Source organism: Allgaiera indica (genome assembly GCF_900106675.1).
Lineage (GTDB): Bacteria > Pseudomonadota > Alphaproteobacteria > Rhodobacterales > Rhodobacteraceae > Acidimangrovimonas > Acidimangrovimonas indica.
In genome coordinates, this window is the sequence record NZ_FNOB01000019.1 from 16697 (window position 1) to 37237 (window position 20541).

Genomic DNA, 20541 nt, shown 5'->3' on the forward strand with positions numbered 1-20541 from the left:
GCGCCTTCGGCAAGGACCGCGCTTGGGCGACCGCGCCGCGCCGCTTTCAGGTTCCGCGCGGTTTCGCCCGGGTGGTGGGCTGGGCCTCGGTCGGGTCCTCGGGCCAGGGGTGGCGCGGGTAGCGGCCACGCATGTCCTTGCGCACATCGGCATAGGACGACGCCCAGAAGCCCGGCAGATCCATCGTCACCTGCACCGGTTTGTGCCCGGGCGAGAGCAGCGTGATGCGCAGCGGCAGGCGCCCGGGCCCGACCGTCGGATGCCGAGTCACGCCGAAAAGCTCTTGCAGTTTCACCTCGATCCCCGGCGCCTCGCCGCCGTAGTCGATCGGCACCTTGCGGCCCAGCGGTGTGGTGAAATGCGCCGGCGCCAGGCGGTCGAGCAACTGCATCTGGTCCCATGACAGGCTTTGGCGCAGCGGCTCAAGCAGATCCAGCGTTGCCAGATCCGCCGCGGTCTTGCGGCCGGTCAGGTGGGGCAGCAGCCAGGTCTCGGCCCGCGCGATCAACGCGGCATCCGACAGGTCCGGCACGTCCGCGCCCTGGCCGCGCAGCAGTTCCGCCCGCGCCTGGAACCGCCGCGCCGCGGCCGAGAAATCCAGCGCCTCAAGCCCCAGGTCGCGCACACCGTCCAGCGCCGCCCGCGCCACCGCTTCGGCCGGCGCTTCGGGCCAAAGCCGGTCATCCAGCACCAACGCGCCGAAGACCTCTTGCCGACGCGCCACGACGCGCCGTTCGCGCCGCGACCATTCGCAGATTTCGCGCCACTGGATCCGGTCGCCGTAAAGCGCACGAAGGCCGGCCTCGGAAATCATCGCCGCCTGCCGGATCTTTGCCTCGCGGGTGTCGCCATCAAGATCGGTGGCCACGATCAGCCGCGCCCCCGCCAGCGGGTCGTCCTGGGCCATCGCCGCGCCCTTGCCGCCCGACAGCACCCAGCGTGCGGCCTCGCCCTTGCGGCGCAGCCCCACCCGGTCGGGATAGGCGAGCGCCGCCATCTCTGCCGGTTCCAGCCCGGCATCCTGCGCCCGGGTCAGGCGGGAAAGGCGCCTTGCCTCGGCGCGGATGCGCTCGATCGCGCCGCGGTCGGCGGGCCAGGGGTGGCGGTCCGCGTAGCCCTTCGAATCGGCCAAGGCGCGCAGGCGCAGGGCCAGATCGACGGGGGCCGCGCGCGGCAGCGGGTCGCGGTCTTCCAGCAGCGCCGCCAGTGGCGCGGCGGAAGGCCCTGCGCGCAGCAGCATATGCGCCAGGCGCGGATGCACCGGCAGCGCGGCCAACGCCCGGCCGTGATCGGTGATCGCGCCGCCCGGGTCCAGCGCGCCCAGATCCGCCAGCAGCGCCCGCGCCTCGGCGAAGGCGCCGGGATTGGGCGGCGTCAGAAAGGCCAGATCGCCGGGGCCGCGCGCGCCCCACAGCGCCAGTTCCAGCGCCAGCCCGGTCAGATCCGCAGATTCGATCTCGGCCGGCGGGAAGGGCGGCAGACCGCCTTCCTCTCCCTTCGTCCACAGCCGGTAGCACACCCCGGGCGCCACCCGGCCGGCGCGGCCGCGGCGTTGTTCGGCCTCGGCGCGGCTGACGCGTTCGGTCACCAGCCGCGACATGCCGGAGTTCGGATCGAACCGCGCGCGTCGGGCGCGGCCTGCGTCCACCACCACCCGGATATCCTGGATGGTCAGCGAGGTCTCGGCGATTGCGGTGGCCAGCACCACCTTGCGCCCCGAAGCCGCCGGCGCGATGGCCGCACGCTGCGCCTTGAAATCGAGGGCCCCGAACAGCGGGTGCAATGTGGCGTCCGGGGGCAGGCGCGGGCGCAGCAGCGCCTCGGTCCGCCGGATCTCGGCCTCGCCGGGCAGGAAGACAAGGACGCCGCCTTCGGTCTCGGCCAGGGCCTGGGCGACCAGATCGGCGGTGGCTTCGGGCAGGCGGGCGCGGGGGGGCAGGGGGGTCGGCCGCCAGCGGGTCTCGACCGGCCAGGCGCGGCCTTCAGAGGTGACCACGGGGGCGGCGTCCAGCATCGCCGCCACGGGGGCCGCGTCCAGCGTGGCGGACATCACCAGAAGCATCAGATCGTCGCGCAGGGCGCCGCGGATTTCCCAGGTCAGGGCAAGGCCCAGATCGGCGTTGAGAGAGCGTTCGTGGAATTCGTCGAAGACCACCGTGCCGATGCCCGAAAGGCCCGGGTCCGACTGGATCATGCGGGTAAGGATGCCTTCGGTCACCACCTCGATACGGGTGGATTTCGACATCCTGGCCTCGCCCCGGATGCGGTAGCCGACGGTCTGGCCGACGGGTTCGCCCAGGGTTTCGGCCATGCGCTCGGCCGCCGCGCGGGCGGCAAGGCGGCGGGGTTCGAGCATCAGCAGACGGCCCTTGATGGCGCCGGCTTCGAGCAGCGCCAGCGGCACCCGCGTGGTCTTGCCCGCGCCCGGGGGGGCCTGCAGCACGGCCCGCCCCGTCGCGCGCAGCGCGGCAAGAAGGTCGGGCAGGGCGTCTTCGATGGGCAAGGTTTGGGCCATGGGCCGGTTATCGGGGATCGCGCGGTGCTTGGCCAGTGGCGGATGTGCGGGCATCGTAGGGGCACCGGCCACTGGACATGGCCGTCATGGAAGGGGAAAACGGCGCGAGGGATTGAAAAAGGCAGCCCATGGAGATCGAGGATATCGCCCAAAGGGTTCTGGCCGGGGACCGCCGCGCGCTGGCCCGGGCGATCACCCTGGTGGAAAGCGCGCGCGCCGATCATCGCGCCCAGGCCACCGCGCTGATCGACCGTCTGGCGCGCGACGGCCGCGAAGCGCTGCGCATCGGCCTGTCGGGCACCCCCGGCGTGGGTAAATCGACCTTCATCGAAGCCTTCGGACTGATGCTCACCGGCCTTGGGCTGAAGGTCGCGGTGCTTGCGGTCGACCCAAGCTCGGCCCGGTCCGGCGGTTCTATCCTGGGCGACAAGACGCGGATGGAGCGCCTCAGTCGCGAAGCGCGCGCCTTCATCCGCCCTTCGCCCAGCCAGGCGCAGATGGGTGGCGTCGCACGCCGCTCGCGCGAGGCGATCCTGCTGTGCGAGGCCGCCGGTTATGACGTGATCCTGATCGAGACGGTGGGCGTGGGGCAGTCCGAGACCATGGTTGCGGGCATGTCCGATCTTTTCGTGCTGCTGCTGGCCCCCGCCGGTGGCGACGAACTGCAGGGTGTGAAGCGCGGCATCATGGAGATGGCCGACCTGATCCTGGTCAACAAGGCGGACGGAGACCTGAAGGCCGTCGCCGCGCGCACCCAGGCCGATTACGCGGGCGCGTTGCGGCTTTTGCGCCGCCGGCCGCAGGATCCCGAGGGTTACACCCGCGCGATGCCAGTCTCGGCGATCGAGGAAACCGGTCTGGCGGCGGCCTGGGCCGCGATGACCGAATTGGCTGACTGGCGCCGGGCGGAAGGGCATTTCGCGGCCAACCGCGCCGAACAGGCCCGCGCCTGGTTCGAGGAAGAGGTTCGCGCAGGCCTTCTGGCCGACCTGCGCCGCCCCGGGCCGGCGCAAGAGGCGATGGCGAGGCTGGGCGCCGGCGTGCAGGCGGGCGAAATGACCGCGGTGGCCGCGGCGGACGAGATGCTGCGCCTCCTGGGGCGGGGCTAGCGCGGGCGCCGGGGCGGGGGCTGCGGTCGCGGGTCTTAGACGCCGTGGGCGGCGACGCTGTCCTCGGGGGCTTCGGCGCGGTCTTCCATGCCGTAATTGCGGATCACTCCGGCCACGCGCAGCCGATAGTCGGCGAACATCCCGCCCCGCCCGGCAACCTGGGCGCGGCGGTGTTTTTCAAGCTTGCGCCAGTTCGCCACCGCCTCTTCGTCGCGCCAGAACGATAGCGAAAGAAGTTTGCCCGGCGTGGTCAGGCTTTCGAACCGCTCGATCGAGATGAAGCCGTCCTGACGTACAAGATCAGCTTTCAGGTCGGCGGCGATGGCCAGGTAATTGTCGCGCTCGCTGGCCTTTAGGGTAACTTCGAATATGATTGCGATCATGCCCGCCTCCGTGTTGGCGGCATATTGCTGGGTGCGGCGGTCGGTGGCAAGGGCTCCGCAGGCGGCAAATGCGGGGGATCGTGGGGGAGGGTGTGTGAATCGCTTGACGCCCGGGGGGATTCCCCCTAAACGGCGCGGATGGAATTCGGCGCGCCGCCGTTCGCGGCGCCATTGAGTATCGAAAAGACTCGAAAAGACAAGGATCAGGACGATGTCGCGCGTCTGCGAACTGAGCGGTAAGGGCCCGATGACGGGCAACAACGTCAGCCACGCCAACAACAAGACCCGGCGGCGGTTTTTGCCGAACCTCAACGAGGTGACGCTGCAATCGGAAGCGCTGGGTCGCGCCTTCAAGCTGCGGATCTCGGCCTCGGCGCTGCGTACGGTGGATCACCGTGGCGGTCTCGACGCTTTCCTCGCCAAGGCGAAGGACGAAGAGCTGTCGGTGAAGGCGCTGAAGATCAAGAAGGAAATCGCGAAGGCTCAGGCCGCGGCCTGAGCCTTTCCGAAGCCCGATGCCCGGCCCTGCCTTCGGCGGGGCCGTTTGCGTTTGCATGCGGGCCGGGCGATTTTGTCGCCTTTACCATGCAGTCCCGGACCCTACAGTGCTGGCAGGTCCGGTTTCGCGAGCGCCCGACCAAGCGAAAGGAAGATGCATGACTTTTGTAAAGTCGCTTCTGCTGGCCGGTGCGATCGTCGGGCTGGCGGGGGCCGTTCAGGCAGGCGCGATCGTGATCAAGGCGCCGTATGCGCGGGTCTCGACGCCGATGTCGAAATCCGCCGCGGCCTTCATGGAGATCGAGAATTCGGGGGCAGACGCTGATCGGCTGATCGGCGTAACGGCCGACGTGTCGGCGGTGGCCGAATTGCATACTCATGAAGAAAGCGCCGGTGGCGTGATGCGAATGGTCGAGGTGAAGGGCGGCATTTTGGTGCCCGCCCATGGCTCGTCGCTGTTGGCGCGGGGCGGTGATCATGTGATGCTGATGGGGTTGAAGCACCCGCTGAAGCAGGGCGATGTGGTGCACCTGACGTTGTCGTTCCAAAGGGCGGGTGCGGTTGAAGTGGATGTCCCGGTGGACAACACCCGCCAGGGCCCGATGGCGCCGATGAAGATGGGCGACTGACAAGGGCGGAGCGTTCCACCGTGCCGGCGCGGTGGCGGGGCCGCGATTGGCCGGGACGCCGATCTGATCGCGCCCCGGTCGCGCCACAGTCAGGTGCCGCGCCCTTTCCAAAGGTGGCGGCCGTACCAGATGGCGCCGGCCAGTAGGGCGATCAGCACCACGCCGTCCAGCGCGTGCATCGCCCGGCGCAGCGCGGGGCTGCGGTTCCAGGCTTCGCCCAGCTTCAGCCCGACATAGGCCAGTGCGAAGCACCAGGGCCAGGAGCCGAGGAAGGTATAGATCTGGAACCGCGCAAAGGGCATCCGTGCGATTCCCGCGGGTAGCGAGATGAAGGTGCGCACCACCGGCAAGAGCCGCCCGACGAAGACCGTCACACTTCCGTAGCGGGCAAAGTAACGCTCGGCCCGGTCCAGATCGGCCGGGCTGAGCAACACATAGCGCCCCCACCGGTCGACCAGCGGCCGCCCGCCATAGGCGCCGACGAGGTAGGCGAGCGTCGAGCCGATATTGCAGCCGATCGCCCCCACCGTGGCGACCATCAGCAGCGAGAACCGCCCGGTCGACACCAGATAGCCCGAGAACGGCATGATGATCTCGGACGGTAGCGGAACGCAGGCGGATTCGATCGCCATCAGAAGCGCGATCCCGCCGTAGCCGAGCGTGCTGATCACCCCGGTGATGAAGCCCGCGAGGGCCGTCATCAATGCTGCAGTCATCTCTGTTCCCTCGCGCGCTGTCGGGGCGCGAAGATCCCATCAAGGCGGGATGAACTCAAGCCTCCGCGTCATCGCGGGATGCAAATGCGGCACTGCCTTGCCGGCTGCGGCGCGGCGGCGCGGCACAGGCATGTGGCGGGACGCCGTGGTTCTTGCTATGGGACAGGGGCAGGGGGAAGCCCGGCGTCGATTTGGGGATATTGCGCGAATGACCATGCTTGGAACCTTCCTCAAGCCCATGCACCGCGAGGGGATCAAGTTCGTCGCGATCTTCGCGGCGGTGACACTGGCGCTGTTCTTCCTGTGGGCGCCGCTTGGCTGGGTCGGGGTCGGGCTGACGGTGTGGTGCTATTACTTCTTTCGCGACCCGAAGCGCGCGACGCCGACACGCGAGGGATTGATCGTCAGCCCCGCCGATGGGGTCGTGTCGCTGATCGAACCGGCGATCCCGCCGGCAGAGCTGGGCATGGGCCCAGAGCCGTTGACCCGGGTCAGTGTCTTCATGAACGTCTTCAACTGCCATGTGAACCGCAGCCCGGTCGCCGGCCGGGTGGCGGCGGTGGCCTATCATCCGGGCACCTTCGTCAACGCCTCGCTCGACAAGGCCAGCGAGAACAACGAACGCAACAGCCTGCGGCTGGAGCTGGAGGACGGCCGCAATATCGCCGTCGTGCAGATCGCGGGGCTGGTGGCGCGGCGGATCGTGTGCTGGACCAAGCCGGGGCAAAGCCTGCAGACCGGAGAGCGCTTTGGCCTGATCCGATTCGGATCGCGGCTGGATGTCTACCTGCCCGCGGGCGTCGCGCCGCTGGTCGCGCTGGGCCAGACCATGGTCGCGGGCGAAACCATCCTTGCCGATCTGCGCGCGGATGAGCCCCGCCGCCAGGCCCGGGTGAGCTGAGCATGCCCGAACGTCGTAGCAGACGCAGGGTGGAGCTGCCGCTTGTCACCCTGTTGCCGAACCTGATCACGGTGGCTGCGATCTGCGCGGGCCTGTCGGCGATCCGCTTCGCGCTGCAGCACAATTATGTCGTCGCGGTGCAATTGATCATCGTGGCCGCGGTGTTCGATGGGCTCGACGGGCGGCTGGCGCGGATGCTGAAAAGCGAAAGCCCGCTGGGGGCCGAGCTTGATTCGCTGGCCGATTTCCTGAACTTTGGTGTGGCTCCGGGGATCCTGATCTATGTCTGGGCCTTCGCCGAGCTGCGCGATCAGGGATGGGTCGCCGTGGTGATCTATGTCGTTTGCTGCGTGCTGCGGCTGGCGCGGTTCAATGTCGACAGCAAGGCTGACGCGGGCGGCGGGGCCAAGCGCTTCTTCACCGGCGTGCCTGCACCGGCCGGGGCTTTTCTGGCTCTCTTGCCGATCTTCGCGTCCTTCACCTGGTCGCAGGTGCCGCTGCTGCCCGAACCGTTGATCGCGATCTATATCGTGGCGGTCGGTATGCTGATGATCAGCCGCATTCCGACCTGGTCGCTGAAATCGCTGACAATCTACCGCGAGAACGCGCGGCTGTTCATCGTCGGGTTCGTCGCCGTGCTGGCGGCACTGCTCAGCTTTCCGTGGATTTCGCTGACTGTGCTGGATTTCGCCTATCTGGCCGGGATGCTCTGGTCCTGGAGGGTTGCAAAATCGTTAAGCTGAGGTAAGGCTCCTGGTCATGGAATTACGGGCCGTCGAGAAATCCTACGCGCGCTGGGCGCCGGTGTACGACAACACCTTCGGCGCAGTGACCCAACGTGGCCGCCGCCGGACGGTATCCTACGTCAACGCCAAGGGTGGCAACGCGCTGGAGGTGGGGGTCGGCACCGGGCTGGCGCTGCCGTTCTACGGGCGAGAGGTCGAGGTCACCGGCGTCGACTATTCCGAGGAGATGCTTGACAAGGCGCGCGAAAAGGTGCGCGTGCATGGCCTGACCCAGGTGAAGGCGTTGCAGCAGATGGATGCGCGCGACTTGGCCTTCCCGCCGGAAAGCTTCGATACCGTCGTCGCCATGCACATCATGTCGGTGGTGCCCGAGCCCGAGAAGGTGCTGGCGGAAATGGCCCGGGTTTGCAAGCCGGGCGGTAACGTCGTGATCACCAACCATTTCGCGCGCGAAAGCGGTGTCCTTGCCGGGCTGGAGCGCCTGATGGCGCCGCTGTCGAACCTGATCGGCTGGCATTCCGACTTCCCGCTGGCGACCGTGATGGGCGAGCCGTCCCTGACGCTGGTGGAACGCCGGGCATTTCCGCCGCTGCGGATGATGACCTTCCTGGCCTTCCGCAAGGCGGGGTAGGGACGGCGGGTCCTTTCGCAAGGCCCAGGCGGCGACGAAGCCGCTGAACTTTGCTTCAGCGGCGTATTTCGTGAACGATGAAAGCAAGATTGCCCTGGGCCTATCGCCCTGGACAACGTGCCTCTTGTGGCCGCCCGCGGGGCGGCGGCGATGGGGTGATTGCCCGGCGCGCTAATCCACCGGCGCCCAGAGCACGTCTTCGAGGCGCGGCGCGGCGGTGGCCAGCATCACCAGGCGGTCGAAGCCCAGTGCGATGCCCGAGGCCGGCGGCATGATCGTCAGGGCGGCCAGGAAATCCTCGTCGATCGGGTAGCGTTCGCCGTAGATGCGGGCCTTTTCGTCCATCTCGGCCTCGAACCGGAGGCGCTGTTCGACCGCGTCGGTCAATTCGCCGAAGCCGTTCGCCAGTTCCACCCCGCAGGCATAGACTTCGAAGCGCTCGGCCTCGCGCGGGTCATCTGCGCAAGTGCGCGCCAGCGCCGCTTCGACTGCGGGGTAGCGGTCCAACATGGTCAGCCGGCCATGGCCCAGGTGCGGTTCTACCCGATCCGACAGCACGCGCGAGAAGATGTCGGACCAGGTATCGTCGGGGGCGGTGCGCAGCCCCACCGCGCCGGCCTGCGCAGCCAGCGCCGGGCCGTCGGCCACCCCGCCCGGGCCCAGCGTGGCCAGCAGATCGACACCCGCGTGACGCGCGAAGGCCTCACTGACCGAAAGCCGCTCGACCGGCGCGAAAGGATCGCAGGCGTGATCGCCGAAACGCAGCAGCGCCGTTCCCGCCGCCTCGCAGGCGCGGCGCGCCATCTGCGCAACATCCTCCATCAGCACGGTGTAGTCCTCGCCCGCGCGGTACCATTCGAGCAGCGTGAATTCCGGGCTGTGCCGTACCCCGCGCTCGCGGTTGCGCCAGACATGGGCGAAGGAAAAGATCCGCTGCTCGCCCGCGGCCAGCAGCTTCTTCATCGCGAATTCCGGCGAGGTGTGCAGATACATCCGCCGCGCCGCGCCGTCGTTGCCGATCAGATCGGTGGCAAAGGCATGCAGATGCGCCTCGTTTCCGGGGCTTGTCACCAGGGCTGGGGGGTCGACCTCGACGAAGCCCTCGGCGGCCAGCAGGGCGCGGATCGCCGCCTGGGCGCGGTTGCGGGCCAGCAACACGGGGCGGCGGTCGGCGTGGCGCGAAGGGCTCCACCATGGGGTCTCGGTCATTGCCTGCACCTCTTGACTGGAAATCCCCGCCCAGTTCGGCTAGGGCCGGGTTCAGACAGGCGCATAGGCTGCGCCGCAGGCTTCGACAAGGACCATCCGATGAAAGTCATCGCCTCTTCCCTGCGCAAGGGAAACGTCGTGGAAATGAACGGCAAGCTCTATGTCGTTCTCAAGGCCGAGAACTTCCACCCCGGCAAGGGTACGCCTACCACCTCGGTCGACATGCGCGGCATCGTCGACGGCGTGAAGACGACCGAGCGCTGGAAGACCACCGAGCAGGTCGAACGCGCCAATGTCGACGAACGCACCTGGGATTTCCTCTATGACGACGCCGAGGGTTTTCACTTCATGAACCCCGAGACCTACGACCAGGTCGCCGCCACCCCCGAGGTCGTGGGCGATGCCGCGCCCTATCTGGAGCCGGGCATGAAGGTGATGCTGCAAACCTATGAGGGGCGCCCGATCTCGATCGAACTGCCGCAGAAGATCGCCGTCGAGATCACCGAGACCGAACCGGTGGTGAAGGGGCAGACGGCCTCGTCCAGCTACAAGCCGGCGATGACGAATATCGGCGTGCGGGTGATGGTGCCGCCGCATATCGACGCGGGCACCCGCGTGGTGATCAACACCGCCGACAACAGCTACGTCGAGCGCGCGAAGGACTGAGGTCGCCGCGCGAAGTCGCGTCGGGCGGCCGGTTCGGGGCCGCTCTGGCGCCCTCGCCTGGCCCTTGTCTATTCTCTGGCGCTTGTCTCTTGTCGCGGCGGGGATCTTTCCCGCCTTCCAACCCGCGGCATGGCGAAAGCCTGACCGCTTGCCCCCTTGCGGCCGAAACCAGGCCGTGCCGTCGCAGGTGGTTCTGGATGCAATGAAATCCGCCCCGGGGGGCCTTCGGGGTATCGCCGCCGTCCCTGCGCCCCTGCCGCGGGGTGCGTTTTCTGGCTTGAAACTGTGCACTGGCCGCGACGGCCGCCCAAGAATTCCGCAGCCGTCCGCTGTCGTGCCGGGGCGGTGTGAAAAATCTGCCGGCGGCCGGCGTGTCGCGACAGTCTGCAAGGCGAAACAGCCGCGGAGACAGAATGCGCACGGCGAACGATCTTGAACTTTTCCGCCTGACGAAACGCTACGGCGACACCGTCGCGGTGCGGGATCTCAATCACCTGATCGCGGCGGGCACCTATGTATGCCTGCTTGGGCCGTCGGGCTGTGGCAAGTCCTCGACCCTGCGGATGATCGCGGGGCATGAAAGCGTGACCGAAGGCGCGATCCTGCTGGAAGGGGTGGATATCTCGGGGCTGCCACCGGCCGGCCGTGGCACCGCGATGATGTTCCAGAATTACGCACTGTTCCCGCATCTGACGGTGCGCGACAACGTCGCGTTTTCACTGAAGATGAGGGGCGTCGCCAAGGCCAAGCGCCACGTGCGCGCCGATGAGCTGCTGGAACTGGTCGACATGGCGCCCTATGCCGCGCGGCGCCCCGATCAGTTGTCGGGCGGGCAGCAGCAGCGCGTGGCGCTGGCGCGCGCGCTGATCACCCAGCCCAAGGTGCTGCTTTTGGACGAGCCGCTTTCGGCGCTGGACCCGTTCCTGCGCGTCCGGATGCGGGTGGAACTGAAGCGGCTGCAACGGGAGCTGGGCATTACCTTCATCCACGTCACCCACGGCCAGGACGAGGCGCTGGCGCTGGCCGACGAGGTGATCGTGATGAACAACGCGGTGATCGAGCAATCCGGCCCCCCGCGCGCGCTGTTCAACGCGCCGCGCACCGAATTCGTCGCGCGCTTTCTGGGGGGCCACAACGTGATCCGCCGCGACGGCCGCGCCATCGCGGTGCGCAGCGACCGGATGATCCTGACACGCGGCGCGGGCGGCACGATCGAGGGCGCGATCTTCGGCATAGAATACCAGGGCACGACGGTGCAGCTGGTGCTGAAGACCGGGCAGGCGCAAGAGCTGTCCGTCGTGCTTCCGGAACGCGACTTCTTCAGCCAGCCCCTGCAGGTCGGCGATTTGGCAAGCGTCGCCTGGCCCGAGACGGACGTGCATCCGCTGGAGGCCTGATCCCCGAACCATCCACAGACGCCCAAGAATGGACGCAATCAACAGAGGAGTTTGGACATGAGCTATCGCTTGAACGGAAAATCGGTCGACCGACGGACCTTTCTGAAAGGCGGCGCGGCCGCGGGCGGAGCGGTGCTGGGGGCGCAGGTGCTTGGCGCGCCCGCGGTGCTGGCCGCCGACGGTGTGACCCTGCGCTATCTGGGCACCGCCGTGAACCAATCCGCCGACATCGCCAAGAAATGCAAGGAAGACACCGGAATCACCATCGAATATATCCCGGTCACCACCGACGAGGTGGCCAAGCGCATCATCACCCAGCCGAATTCCTTCGACATGGTCGACAGCGAATATTTCTCGCTGCCCAACCTGATCCCCTCGGGCAACCTGGTGGGGATGGATGCCAACAAGATCAAATATGCCGACAAGCTGTCCACGGTGCTGACCAAGGGCACGGTGGACGGCAAGAAGGTGGGCATGCAGGGCACCGCACCGGCCAAGGTGTTCTATCTGGAAGGCGAGCATTCTACCAAGTTCGCCAAGGACCAGACCGAATGGATCACCCTGATCCCGACCACCTACAACGCCGATACGCTGGGCATGCGGCCCGATCTGATCGGCCATGAGGTGAAGCACTGGAAGGCGCTTCTGGACCCCGAATACAAGGGCAGGACGGCGCTGATCAACGTGCCCTCGATCGGCATCATGGACGCGGCCATGGCGATCGAATCCGCGGGGCTGATCAAATACGGCGACAAGGGCAACCAGACCAAGGCCGAGATCGATTTCACCATCGACACGCTGATCAAGGCCAAGAAGGCGGGTCAGTTCCGCGCCTTCTGGACCGATTTCAACGAAAGCGTCAACCTGATGGCCTCGGGCGAGGTGGTGCTGCAATCCATGTGGTCGCCGGCGGTGACCGCAGTGCGTTCGAAGGGCATCAAATGCGCCTATCCAGGCCTGGTCGAGGGCTATCGCGGCTGGGCGTCGGGCTTCGGCATTCCGAAGACCACGCGCGGCAAGAAGATCGACGCGGCCTATGACTTCGTGAACTGGTTCCTGTCGGGCTGGGCCGGGGCCTATCTGAACCGCCAGGGCTATTACTCGGCCGTGCTGGAAACGGCGAAGGACTACATGAAGCCCTATGAATGGGCTTTCTGGATGGAAGGCAAGCCCGCCGCGCATGACATCCACGCCCCCGACGGCACCCTGATCGAGAAGGCCGGCGCGGTGCGCGACGGCGGGTCCTACGCGGCGCGCATGGGCCATGTGGCGTGCTGGAACTCGGTCATGGAGCAAAACGAATACATGGTGCGCAAGTGGAACCAGTTCATCGCGGCCTAAGGCCACGGTGACGCAAGGCGCCTATGACCGGGCCGCTCCGCCTTCGGGATGGGCGGCCCCCTGACGCGGGATCGGCGATGAAAGCAAAATCGACCAAGACCTCTTACTGGCAGGCGGCGCCGATGGCGGCGGTCTTTACGCTGTTCTTCGTGGTGCCGCTGGCAGTGATCGTGATCGTCAGCTTCTGGCAATACAACCAGTATTCGATCACGCCTGCCTTCATCCTCAGCAATTACACCGACATCTTCAGCGGCTGCGTCCGCCAATTGCCGGATCTGTGCACCACCTTCGCCACCTACCTGCAGACGCTGATCTTCTGCGCCGAGGTCTGGGCCCTGACCCTGGTGATCGGCTTCGCCATCGCCTATTTCCTGGTGTTCGAGGTCCGCACGCCCATGATGCAGGTGGTGCTGGCGTTGATCTGCACGATCCCGTTCTGGACCTCGAACGTCATCCGCATGATTTCCTGGATCCCGCTGCTGGGCCGCAACGGGCTGATCAACCAGGGGCTATTGGCGCTGGGGGTCACCGATCATCCCGTCGAATGGCTGCTTTATTCGCATTTCTCGGTGCTTTTGGCCTTCGTGCACCTCAACACCGTCTTCATGATCATCCCGATCCTCAATTCCATGGCCCGCATCGACCGGTCGCTGATCGAGGCGGCGCGGGACGGCGGTGCCTCGGGCTGGCAGACGCTGTGGAACGTGCTGGTTCCGCTGTCGAAGCCGGGGATCGCGATCGGCTCGATTTTCGTCATCACCGTGGTGATGGGCGATTACATCACCATCGGCATCATGGGCGGGCAGCAAATCGCCTCGGTCGGCAAGGTGATCCAGGTGCAGACCAATTTCCTGCAATTCCCGCTGGCGGCGGCGAACGCGGTGGTGCTGCTGGCGACCGTCTTGGCCCTGATCTTCGGTCTGACCCGGCTGGTCGACATCCGCAAGGAGCTATGAGCCATGCATGAGCGCCGCTCGCCCGCCTTCTACCTGCTCGCCGTGTTCTTCGCGCTGTTCGTGGTTTTCCTCTACGGGCCGACGATCACCATCCTGATCCTGTCCTTCCAAGGGCCGCAGGGGGGGCTGACATTCCCGATGCGCGGGGTGTCGCTGCACTGGTTCGCGCAGCTTTTTCATGGCATCGGCGTGGTGGATATTGGCTCCGCGCTGTGGAATTCGCTGCGCCTGGGCGTGACGGTCATGATCCTGACGGTCGTTGCCTCGGTCATGGCGGGGCTGGCATTCCGGCGAAGGTTCCGCGGCGCAACACTTCTGTTCTATACCGCCATCGCCAGCCTGATCGTGCCCTCGATCGTGGTCTCGCTGGGCATCGCGCTGGAATTCCGCATCGCCGACGACACCGTCAAGGCCGTCGGCGCCGCCTTCGACATCCAGTGGGTCTACAACAACTTCACCACGCTGATGGGGCTGTTCACCTCGGGCCTCGGCGCGCACCTCAGCTGGACGTTTCCCTTCGGCCTTCTGATCATGTTCGCGGTCTTCAACCGCTTCAACCCGGCCTATGAGGAAGCCGCCCGCGACCTGGGCGCCACGCCCTGGCAGACCTTCCGTCATGTCGTGCTGCCGATCATCGCGCCGGCGATCGCGGGGGTGGCATTGTTCGGCTTCACGCTGTCCTGGGACGAGATCGCCCGGTCGAGCCAGGCGATGGGCGCCGACAACACGCTGCCGATCACGTTGCGCGCGCTGACCACCACCGTGACTACCCCGGCGATCTATGCGCTGGGCACGGTGACAACTGCGGTGTCCTTCACGGTGATCGGCACCATGCTGGCGATCGTCTCGATCGTGCAGCGGCGCCGGCGCCGGCTGGGATCGGACGCGGGCAAGGGTGTGTGAGGGGGCGCATGATCCACCTGGCCTTCATCAACCCCAACTCGACAGAGGCGATGACCGACAATATCGTGGCCGCCGCCCGCGCGGCGCTGCCGGCGGCGCGGATCACCGGCGCGACCAATACCGACGGCCCACCCGCGATCCAGGGCGCGGCGGATGGCGAGGCCGCGATCGCGGGCCTTCTGGCGCGCATTCCCAAGGCCCGGGCGGGGGGTGCCCAGGCGATCGTGATCGCCTGTTTCGACGATACCGGCCTGGCCGAGGCACAGGGCATCGCCGATTGCCCGGTGCTGGGGATCGGCCAGTCCGCCTATCTGATGGCCGCGACGCTGGGGGTGCGGTTCTCGGTCGTCACCTCGACCGCCGCTTCGGTCCCGGTGATCGCGGGCAATATCCGGGCACAGGGATTTGGTGGGCGTTGTGCCTCGGTGCGGGCCTGCGGATTGCCCGTGCTGGAAATCGACGCGGGCGGTGCGGCGGTCTGCGCCCGGCTGGCCGAGGAAATCGCCCTGGCCCGTGACCGGGACGGCGCCGCGACGGTGGTGCTGGGCTGCGCCGGGATGGCGGCGCTGGCGCCCGAACTGACCGCACGTACCGGGATGCGGCTGATCGACGGCGTCGCCGCCGCCGCGCATCTGGCCCGTGCCGCGGTGGATTTCACCGCTCGTGAAGGGGGATAGCCATGACCGACCTGCCCGATCCGGTCGCCGCGGCGAAGCAGATCGTCGAGACCTATCTGCATCTTTCCATGATCCCCGACCCCGAGGGTGCCGCGCGCCATGTCGCGCCGGGATTTCGGATGATCTTCACCGGCGGCCGGCGCTTTGCCTCGCCCGCCGACAGCGCCGCCTTCAATGTCAGGCGCTATAACTGGGTGAAAAAGTGTTTTCTGCGCACCGACGCCGCGATCGACCCCGAAACCGGCGAGGTCCGCGTCTACAATACCGGTTATCTTTACGGCGAATGGCCCGATGGCACGCCGTTCGAGACCAACCGCTATATCGATGTCTTCACCGTCCGCGGCGGGCGCATCACCGAAACGCAGGTCTGGAACGACAGCGCCGAGATCCTGTTGGACCGCCACGCCCTGAGCGAGGCACCGCTATGAAGCTTTCGACACATGGCCGCTACGGCTACAGCCCGATCGTCGCCCGGCCGGATTTCAGCTGGCCCGAGGGCAAGCGCCTGGCAGTCTATGTCGGCCTGAATCTCGAGCATTTCGCCTTTGGCGAGGGGCTGGGTGCCGAACTGGCCCCGGGCGGCCCGCAGCCGGATGTGCTGAACTACGCTTGGCGCGACTGGGGCAACCGCGTCGGCGCCTGGCGGATGCTGGACTTGTTTGAGGGGTTCGATCTGCCCGTCACCGTGCTGGCCAACAGCGCGATGTATGAGTATGCCCCCGCGCTGTTGGCCGCTTTCCGCGACCGCGGCGACGAGATCGCGGGTCACGGCCGCACCAATTCCGAACGTCAAAGCACCCTGCCGGAGGCCGAGGAACGCGCGCTGATCGCTGAGGCCACGCGCCGGATCGCCGCCGCCGAGGGCGCGGCCCCCGAGGGCTGGCTGAGCCCCTGGATCGCGGAAAGCCCGGTTACCCCCGATCTGCTGTCCGAGGCGGGCTATCGCTACACGCTGAACTGGTGCATGGATGATCAACCCGTCTGGATGCGCACCCGTTCGGGGCGGATCCTGTCGATCCCCTATCCGCAGGAGTTGAACGATATCCCGGCGATCGCGGCGCGGCGTGGATCGGCCGAGGATTTCGCCGCGATGATCGTGGACAGTTTTGATGAAATGCTTGACCAGGCGCAAGCGCAGCCGCTGGTCATGGGGATCGCGCTGCACCCGTATATCGTGGGGCAGCCCTTCCGGCTTCGCCATCTGCGCGCGGCCATCGCCCACATGCTTGCACGGCGAGATGACGTCTGGTTCACCCATGCGGGCGCGATCAGCCGCTTCTGCCATGCGCAGCCCGACCTGTTCCCGGGCTGAAGCCAAAAGTTCGCGGCCGTCGCGGTGAAGCCGCGGGCGTCGGGCGGGGCGAAGATGCGCTTTGCCAAGGCCCGCACCGTTGCGCTAGGACACGTCAGACCCGGGGCGCCGGCGCGCCACGCAAGCCGAAAGGCAGGACATCTCATGACCTCTGCGGATCCCCGGATCTTTGAATTCGAGAACCTGACGCTTCAGCGCGGCCTTACCCTGCCGCGCGCGCAGATCACCTACAAGACCTATGGCAAGCTTGCGGCGGACAAGTCGAATGTCATCCTCTACCCCACGTCCTATGGCGCCCAGCACACGGATACCGAATGGTTGATCGGTCCGGGCCGGGTGCTGGACCCGCGTGACTGGTTCATCGTCATCCCCAACATGTTCGGCAACGGCCTGTCGACTTCGCCGTCGAACATGGATCCGCCCTTCGGCCCGGGACGCTTCCCGACCTTCACCCATTGGGACAACGTCCGCGCCCAGGCAACGATGCTGGAGGCCGTCTTCGGCGTCACCCGTCTGGCGATGGTTTATGGTTGGTCGATGGGCGCGCAGCAGGCGCTGCACTGGGGCGCCATCTTCCCCGATCGCGTGGCCCGGATCTGCGCGGTCTGCGGCTCGGCCCGGACCTCGATCCACAACAAGGTGTTCCTGCAAGGCGTGCGTGCCGCGCTGACGGGCGATTCCGCCTGGCGCGGCGATCATTTCGATGCCCATCCGGTGCGTGGCCTTCGCGCCATGGGGCGGGTCTATGCCGGCTGGGCGATGTCGCAGGCGTTCTACCGCGAGCGGCTGTACGAACGGGCGGGCTTCGCCTCGCTAGAAGATTTCCTGGTGCGCTCGTGGGAGGCGAACTTTCTGCGTCGCGACGCGCATGATCTGCTGGCCGGCCTGGAAACCTGGATGGGCTCGGACCTATCCGACAACGAGATCTACAAGGGCGACCTGGCGGCGGCGCTCGGCGCGATCACCGCCCGCGCGATCGTCATGCCATCGCGCACCGATCTGTATTTCACGCCTGAAGACAGCGAGATCGAGACCGCGATGATGCCCAATGCCGAATTCCGGCCCATCGAGTCGATCTGGGGGCATCGGGCCGGAAATCCGGTTTTCAATCCGGACGATGAAACTACCTTGCGCAAGGCGGTGTCGGATCTGTTCGACAGGTGATATCTGTGACTGACCGGATTGATTTGCAAAGAAGATCGATGCGCAAATCAGTCTTGGATGGACCTCGGCGGCGAAACAGGCCATTCGTCGTTCCAGAATTCGACTCCGACGAGGGAGGGGAAGCCGGCGATGAAAATTCTCGCGGTCGATGATGACCCGTTCTTTCTGGAAATCCTGGAGGCGATGCTCGACACGGGCGGTTTCAACGATGTGACTTCGGCGGTCTCGGCTCAGCAGGCGGCGCAGATCGTGTCGAGCGCCGCGCAGCCGTTCGACTGTGCCTTTATCGATCTGCGGATGCCTGAAATCGAGGGAGACTACCTTTGCCGCTGGCTTCGGCGTCTGCCGGAATACCATGATGCAAGCATCGTGATGCTTACGGCAAGCGGGAAGAAGGAAGACGTGCAGCGGGCATTCATGTCCGGCGCATCCGACTACATCACCAAGCCGGTCGACGCCACCGAGTTGCTGTCGCGGGCGCGGCAGATCGCGCTGGCGGGCGGCGGCAGTGGCGCGCGGTCGGGCGCGATGGCGGACGGCGCCGGCGCGGCGGATCAGCGGGCGCCGACCTATTTCGATCCGATCCAGATCGAGGGCGTGAAGCGTTCGGTGAAACTGGACGCGCTGGCGAATTATGTGGCGCAACTGTCTCGTTCAAGCGAGAACAAGCTTTCGGTGGTGACCTTTCATATGCGCGAGGGGGCCGAATTGCATCGGCGGTGTTCGCCCGAGGCGTTCACCCGGGTGCTTGCCGCGACCGCGCGGGCGATACTTGCGCATGCCCGGCTGCCGCATCCCTTCATCGCCTATTGCGGGTCCGGTGTCTTTCTCATCGTATCGGACGCGGCCGCCATAAGCACGGAACAACGCGATGCGATCGAGACGGCGATCAATGCAGAGCTTTCCGCCCAGGCGCTTGCGGATGATGCGGGTCGCGCCATCGATGTCACTGTTATGATGATGGAATCGCACCGCCTTGGCGGCCGGAACGAACAGCAGAACGTGACGGCGATGTACCGCGCGATCGAGAATGCCGAGCAAGAAACGCTCAGCATCCGGCTGGGACTCGTGAGCGGCTGAGCGGCCGGCGCGAGGCCGCTCAGCCAGGGCTTCAGTCCTTCCAGTAGACCTGGGTCATGTCGTTCGCCTGCGTCGGCGCATTCTTCCACAGGCCCATGATCTTCGCGTTCGCGACGCCCGTCTTGGGCAGCTGGAACAGAAAGCCGTTGACATAATCCTTGGCGATGATCGCCTGAGCCTCGCGCAGCATCGCCGCGCGCTTGGTCTTGTCGGTCTCGACCGTCAGACGCTTCATCAGCCCCTGGAAGCCCGGGTTGTCATAGCCAAAGTAGTAGTTCGGCCGGGCGTAGATGCCGATGTCGTTGGGCTCGGTATGGCTGACGATGGTCAGGTCGAAATCGTGGTTCTTGAACACCTGGCTCAGCCATTGCGCCCATTCGAGATTGGTGATCTCCACATCGATGCCCACGGCCTTCAGTTCCTGTTGGATGATCTGCCCCGAACGCCGCGCGTAGGCCGGCGGCGGCAGCGCGAGCCGAAGCTTGAGGTCCTTGACGCCCGCCTCTTTCAAGAGTTCGCGCGAAAGCGCCGGATCATAGGCCGACAGCGATCGCAGATCGACGTAATCCTTGCTGAAGGGCGGGAAATGGGTGCCGATCGGCGTGCCGTAGCCGAACATCGCGCCGTCGATGATGTCACGGCGGTTGATCGCATGGGCGATCGCCTCGCGCACCCGGATATCGGCCAGGTACTTGTTGCGGTGGTTCATCGACAGCAGCGTCTCGCCCTGGGTGTTGCCGATCATCACCTTGAAGCGGGGGTTGTTCTCGAACTGCTTCAGTGTCTCGAGCGCGGGAAAGTTCGGGAAGGCGTCGACATCGCCCGACATCATCGCGGCAAAGGCCGCCGTCGGATCCGAGATGAACTTGAACGTCACCTTCTTCAGCTTTGGCTTTTCGCCCCAATAGCCGGGATAGGCCACCAGATCGACCTTGTCGCCCTTCACCCAATCCTTGAACATGAAGGGCCCGGTGCCGACCGGATGCGTCGCCTCGTCCTTGATCGACTTGGGCGAGACCATCTCGGCATCGCCCCAGGCAAGGTTCGCCGCGAAATCGCCCACCGGCGCCTTGAGGATGATCTTGACGGTCAGCGGGTCGATGACCTCGACCTTCTCGATCTCCGCGTAAAGCGGTTTTTGCGCGTTGGTCGACCCAGGCGCGTTGATCCGGTCGAGGCTGAATTTCACCACGCTGGCATCGAAGGGCGATCCGTCCTGAAACGTCACCCCCTTGTGCAGATGGAACGTCCAGACCTTGCCATCGGGCGAGATATCCCAGCTTTTCGCCAGATCGGGTTCCACCTGACCCTCGGGGCCAAAGCGGGTGAGGCCCTGGAAGACGTTGGCATAGGTGACCTCATCCGTCGCGGCGGCGGCGCCTGAGGTGGGATCAAGACCCGGCGGTTCCAGCACCATGCCCAGGGTGATCGAATCCTTGGCCGCATAGGCCGGCGCGGCGACGGCCATCAGTGCGGCCGCCACCAGCGTGAGGCGATTGAACATTGCTACCCTCCTGTCCTGCGCCGCGCGTCTCGGGGGGTCCCGGCGCGGGCGACGGCGGCATGATCCACCGACTGCCGCCCCGGATCAAGCCGGGTTCATCCCGCGTGGCCCGGAACGGCGGCCCGTCTTGACGCCGTCACGCGGGGTGCGTGGCTGTCTCGTTCCCGTGGACGGAGCGTTGACGCCGACAGGGACGGCTGGTCC

At 66.4% G+C, this 20541-nt stretch carries 21 protein-coding genes; 16 read left to right on the forward strand and 5 right to left on the reverse strand.

Translation table 11 applies throughout. The features are described from left to right. Positions 1-46: 46 nt before the first annotated feature. Positions 47-2515, reverse strand: coding sequence for an ATP-dependent helicase HrpB (hrpB, locus tag BLV97_RS15440; RefSeq protein WP_035838191.1), 2469 nt, complete (start codon positions 2513-2515; stop codon positions 47-49). Between the two features lie 128 nt (positions 2516-2643). Here hrpB and meaB point away from each other — a divergent pair, with 128 nt between their 5' ends. After that, a complete protein-coding gene (meaB, locus tag BLV97_RS15445; RefSeq protein WP_035838149.1) occupies positions 2644-3624 on the forward strand; it encodes a methylmalonyl Co-A mutase-associated GTPase MeaB in 981 nt (326 codons plus the stop codon). 35 nt (positions 3625-3659) lie between these two features. Here the strand turns inward: meaB and BLV97_RS15450 are convergent, their stop codons facing one another. Then, on the reverse strand, positions 3660-4007 hold the full coding sequence (locus BLV97_RS15450; protein ID WP_035838147.1) for an antibiotic biosynthesis monooxygenase family protein: 348 nt from the start codon (positions 4005-4007) through the stop codon (positions 3660-3662). A 211-nt stretch (positions 4008-4218) separates the two neighbouring features. Between BLV97_RS15450 and rpmB the strand changes: the two genes are divergently transcribed. Beyond that, positions 4219-4506, forward strand: coding sequence for a 50S ribosomal protein L28 (gene rpmB, locus BLV97_RS15455; protein WP_035838145.1), 288 nt, complete (start codon positions 4219-4221; stop codon positions 4504-4506). Positions 4507-4663: 157 nt separating this feature from the next. After that, entirely contained in the window at positions 4664-5134 is a 471-nt protein-coding gene (locus BLV97_RS15460; protein WP_035838143.1) for a copper chaperone PCu(A)C, read from the forward strand. Positions 5135-5223: 89 nt separating this feature from the next. Here the strand turns inward: BLV97_RS15460 and BLV97_RS15465 are convergent, their stop codons facing one another. Continuing rightward, on the reverse strand, positions 5224-5850 hold the full coding sequence (locus BLV97_RS15465; protein WP_035838141.1) for a DedA family protein: 627 nt from the start codon (positions 5848-5850) through the stop codon (positions 5224-5226). A gap of 208 nt (positions 5851-6058) precedes the next feature. Here BLV97_RS15465 and BLV97_RS15470 point away from each other — a divergent pair, with 208 nt between their 5' ends. From BLV97_RS15470 to BLV97_RS15480, 3 genes are read left to right on the forward strand one after another with little or no spacing between them, the layout of a single operon-like run. Further along, complete coding sequence (locus BLV97_RS15470) at positions 6059-6751, forward strand: phosphatidylserine decarboxylase (protein WP_035838139.1); 693 nt, start codon at positions 6059-6061, stop codon at positions 6749-6751. Between the two features lie 2 nt (positions 6752-6753). Then, positions 6754-7494 carry a CDP-diacylglycerol--serine O-phosphatidyltransferase gene (gene pssA, locus BLV97_RS15475; RefSeq protein ID WP_035838138.1) on the forward strand — a complete coding sequence of 247 codons (741 nt, stop codon included), beginning with the start codon at positions 6754-6756 and terminating at the stop codon, positions 7492-7494. A 16-nt stretch (positions 7495-7510) separates the two neighbouring features. Beyond that, a complete protein-coding gene (locus tag BLV97_RS15480; RefSeq protein ID WP_035838137.1) occupies positions 7511-8128 on the forward strand; it encodes a class I SAM-dependent methyltransferase in 618 nt (205 codons plus the stop codon). Positions 8129-8299: 171 nt separating this feature from the next. Here BLV97_RS15480 and epmA read toward each other — a convergent pair whose 3' ends face one another. Further along, positions 8300-9337, reverse strand: coding sequence for an EF-P lysine aminoacylase EpmA (epmA, locus tag BLV97_RS15485; protein ID WP_035838136.1), 1038 nt, complete (start codon positions 9335-9337; stop codon positions 8300-8302). Between the two features lie 99 nt (positions 9338-9436). On the opposite strand from epmA, the gene efp reads away from it, so the two are divergent. The 10 genes from efp (at position 9437) to BLV97_RS15535 (ending at position 18833) form a co-directional block, all read left to right on the forward strand. Continuing rightward, positions 9437-10003, forward strand: a complete 567-nt coding sequence (gene efp / locus BLV97_RS15490) for an elongation factor P (RefSeq protein ID WP_035838134.1) — start codon at positions 9437-9439, stop codon at positions 10001-10003. A gap of 413 nt (positions 10004-10416) precedes the next feature. Then, positions 10417-11400, forward strand: a complete 984-nt coding sequence (locus BLV97_RS15495) for an ABC transporter ATP-binding protein (RefSeq protein ID WP_035838133.1) — start codon at positions 10417-10419, stop codon at positions 11398-11400. A 57-nt stretch (positions 11401-11457) separates the two neighbouring features. After that, on the forward strand, positions 11458-12741 hold the full coding sequence (locus BLV97_RS15500) for an ABC transporter substrate-binding protein (RefSeq protein ID WP_035838132.1): 1284 nt from the start codon (positions 11458-11460) through the stop codon (positions 12739-12741). Between the two features lie 77 nt (positions 12742-12818). Continuing rightward, positions 12819-13697, forward strand: coding sequence for an ABC transporter permease (locus BLV97_RS15505; protein ID WP_035838126.1), 879 nt, complete (start codon positions 12819-12821; stop codon positions 13695-13697). Positions 13698-13700: 3 nt separating this feature from the next. Then, positions 13701-14600, forward strand: coding sequence for an ABC transporter permease (locus BLV97_RS15510; RefSeq protein ID WP_035838124.1), 900 nt, complete (start codon positions 13701-13703; stop codon positions 14598-14600). Between the two features lie 11 nt (positions 14601-14611). After that, positions 14612-15277 carry an aspartate/glutamate racemase family protein gene (locus BLV97_RS15515; protein WP_035838189.1) on the forward strand — a complete coding sequence of 222 codons (666 nt, stop codon included), beginning with the start codon at positions 14612-14614 and terminating at the stop codon, positions 15275-15277. 2 nt (positions 15278-15279) lie between these two features. Then, on the forward strand, positions 15280-15705 hold the full coding sequence (locus BLV97_RS15520) for a nuclear transport factor 2-like protein (RefSeq protein WP_035838122.1): 426 nt from the start codon (positions 15280-15282) through the stop codon (positions 15703-15705). Further along, the gene (locus tag BLV97_RS15525) at positions 15702-16589 is read left to right on the forward strand and encodes a polysaccharide deacetylase family protein (protein WP_035838120.1); all 888 of its coding nucleotides are present in this window, start codon (positions 15702-15704) and stop codon (positions 16587-16589) included. Before BLV97_RS15520 ends, BLV97_RS15525 begins: the two co-directional genes overlap by 4 nt. A 144-nt stretch (positions 16590-16733) precedes the next feature. Further along, positions 16734-17753, forward strand: a complete 1020-nt coding sequence (locus BLV97_RS15530; protein ID WP_035838118.1) for an alpha/beta fold hydrolase — start codon at positions 16734-16736, stop codon at positions 17751-17753. A 57-nt stretch (positions 17754-17810) separates the two neighbouring features. After that, positions 17811-18833 carry a response regulator gene (locus tag BLV97_RS15535; RefSeq protein WP_051645835.1) on the forward strand — a complete coding sequence of 341 codons (1023 nt, stop codon included), beginning with the start codon at positions 17811-17813 and terminating at the stop codon, positions 18831-18833. Between the two features lie 31 nt (positions 18834-18864). Here the strand turns inward: BLV97_RS15535 and BLV97_RS15540 are convergent, their stop codons facing one another. After that, positions 18865-20337, reverse strand: a complete 1473-nt coding sequence (locus BLV97_RS15540; RefSeq protein WP_035838114.1) for an ABC transporter substrate-binding protein — start codon at positions 20335-20337, stop codon at positions 18865-18867. Positions 20338-20541 lie beyond the last annotated feature (204 nt).

Bases quoted from the DNA above. Each gene is read 5' to 3' on its own strand.
- hrpB (WP_035838191.1), bottom strand. From the start codon at position 2,515: ATGGCCCAAACCTTGCCCATCGAAGACGCCCTGCCCGACCTTCTTGCC.
- meaB (WP_035838149.1), top strand. From the start codon at position 2,644: ATGGAGATCGAGGATATCGCCCAAAGGGTTCTGGCCGGGGACCGCCGC.
- BLV97_RS15450 (WP_035838147.1), bottom strand. From the start codon at position 4,007: ATGATCGCAATCATATTCGAAGTTACCCTAAAGGCCAGCGAGCGCGAC.
- rpmB (WP_035838145.1), top strand. From the start codon at position 4,219: ATGTCGCGCGTCTGCGAACTGAGCGGTAAGGGCCCGATGACGGGCAAC.
- BLV97_RS15460 (WP_035838143.1), top strand. From the start codon at position 4,664: ATGACTTTTGTAAAGTCGCTTCTGCTGGCCGGTGCGATCGTCGGGCTG.
- BLV97_RS15465 (WP_035838141.1), bottom strand. From the start codon at position 5,850: ATGACTGCAGCATTGATGACGGCCCTCGCGGGCTTCATCACCGGGGTG.
- BLV97_RS15470 (WP_035838139.1), top strand. From the start codon at position 6,059: ATGACCATGCTTGGAACCTTCCTCAAGCCCATGCACCGCGAGGGGATC.
- pssA (WP_035838138.1), top strand. From the start codon at position 6,754: ATGCCCGAACGTCGTAGCAGACGCAGGGTGGAGCTGCCGCTTGTCACC.
- BLV97_RS15480 (WP_035838137.1), top strand. From the start codon at position 7,511: ATGGAATTACGGGCCGTCGAGAAATCCTACGCGCGCTGGGCGCCGGTG.
- epmA (WP_035838136.1), bottom strand. From the start codon at position 9,337: ATGACCGAGACCCCATGGTGGAGCCCTTCGCGCCACGCCGACCGCCGC.
- efp (WP_035838134.1), top strand. From the start codon at position 9,437: ATGAAAGTCATCGCCTCTTCCCTGCGCAAGGGAAACGTCGTGGAAATG.
- BLV97_RS15495 (WP_035838133.1), top strand. From the start codon at position 10,417: ATGCGCACGGCGAACGATCTTGAACTTTTCCGCCTGACGAAACGCTAC.
- BLV97_RS15500 (WP_035838132.1), top strand. From the start codon at position 11,458: ATGAGCTATCGCTTGAACGGAAAATCGGTCGACCGACGGACCTTTCTG.
- BLV97_RS15505 (WP_035838126.1), top strand. From the start codon at position 12,819: ATGAAAGCAAAATCGACCAAGACCTCTTACTGGCAGGCGGCGCCGATG.
- BLV97_RS15510 (WP_035838124.1), top strand. From the start codon at position 13,701: ATGCATGAGCGCCGCTCGCCCGCCTTCTACCTGCTCGCCGTGTTCTTC.
- BLV97_RS15520 (WP_035838122.1), top strand. From the start codon at position 15,280: ATGACCGACCTGCCCGATCCGGTCGCCGCGGCGAAGCAGATCGTCGAG.
- BLV97_RS15525 (WP_035838120.1), top strand. From the start codon at position 15,702: ATGAAGCTTTCGACACATGGCCGCTACGGCTACAGCCCGATCGTCGCC.
- BLV97_RS15530 (WP_035838118.1), top strand. From the start codon at position 16,734: ATGACCTCTGCGGATCCCCGGATCTTTGAATTCGAGAACCTGACGCTT.
- BLV97_RS15535 (WP_051645835.1), top strand. From the start codon at position 17,811: ATGGACCTCGGCGGCGAAACAGGCCATTCGTCGTTCCAGAATTCGACT.
- BLV97_RS15540 (WP_035838114.1), bottom strand. From the start codon at position 20,337: ATGTTCAATCGCCTCACGCTGGTGGCGGCCGCACTGATGGCCGTCGCC.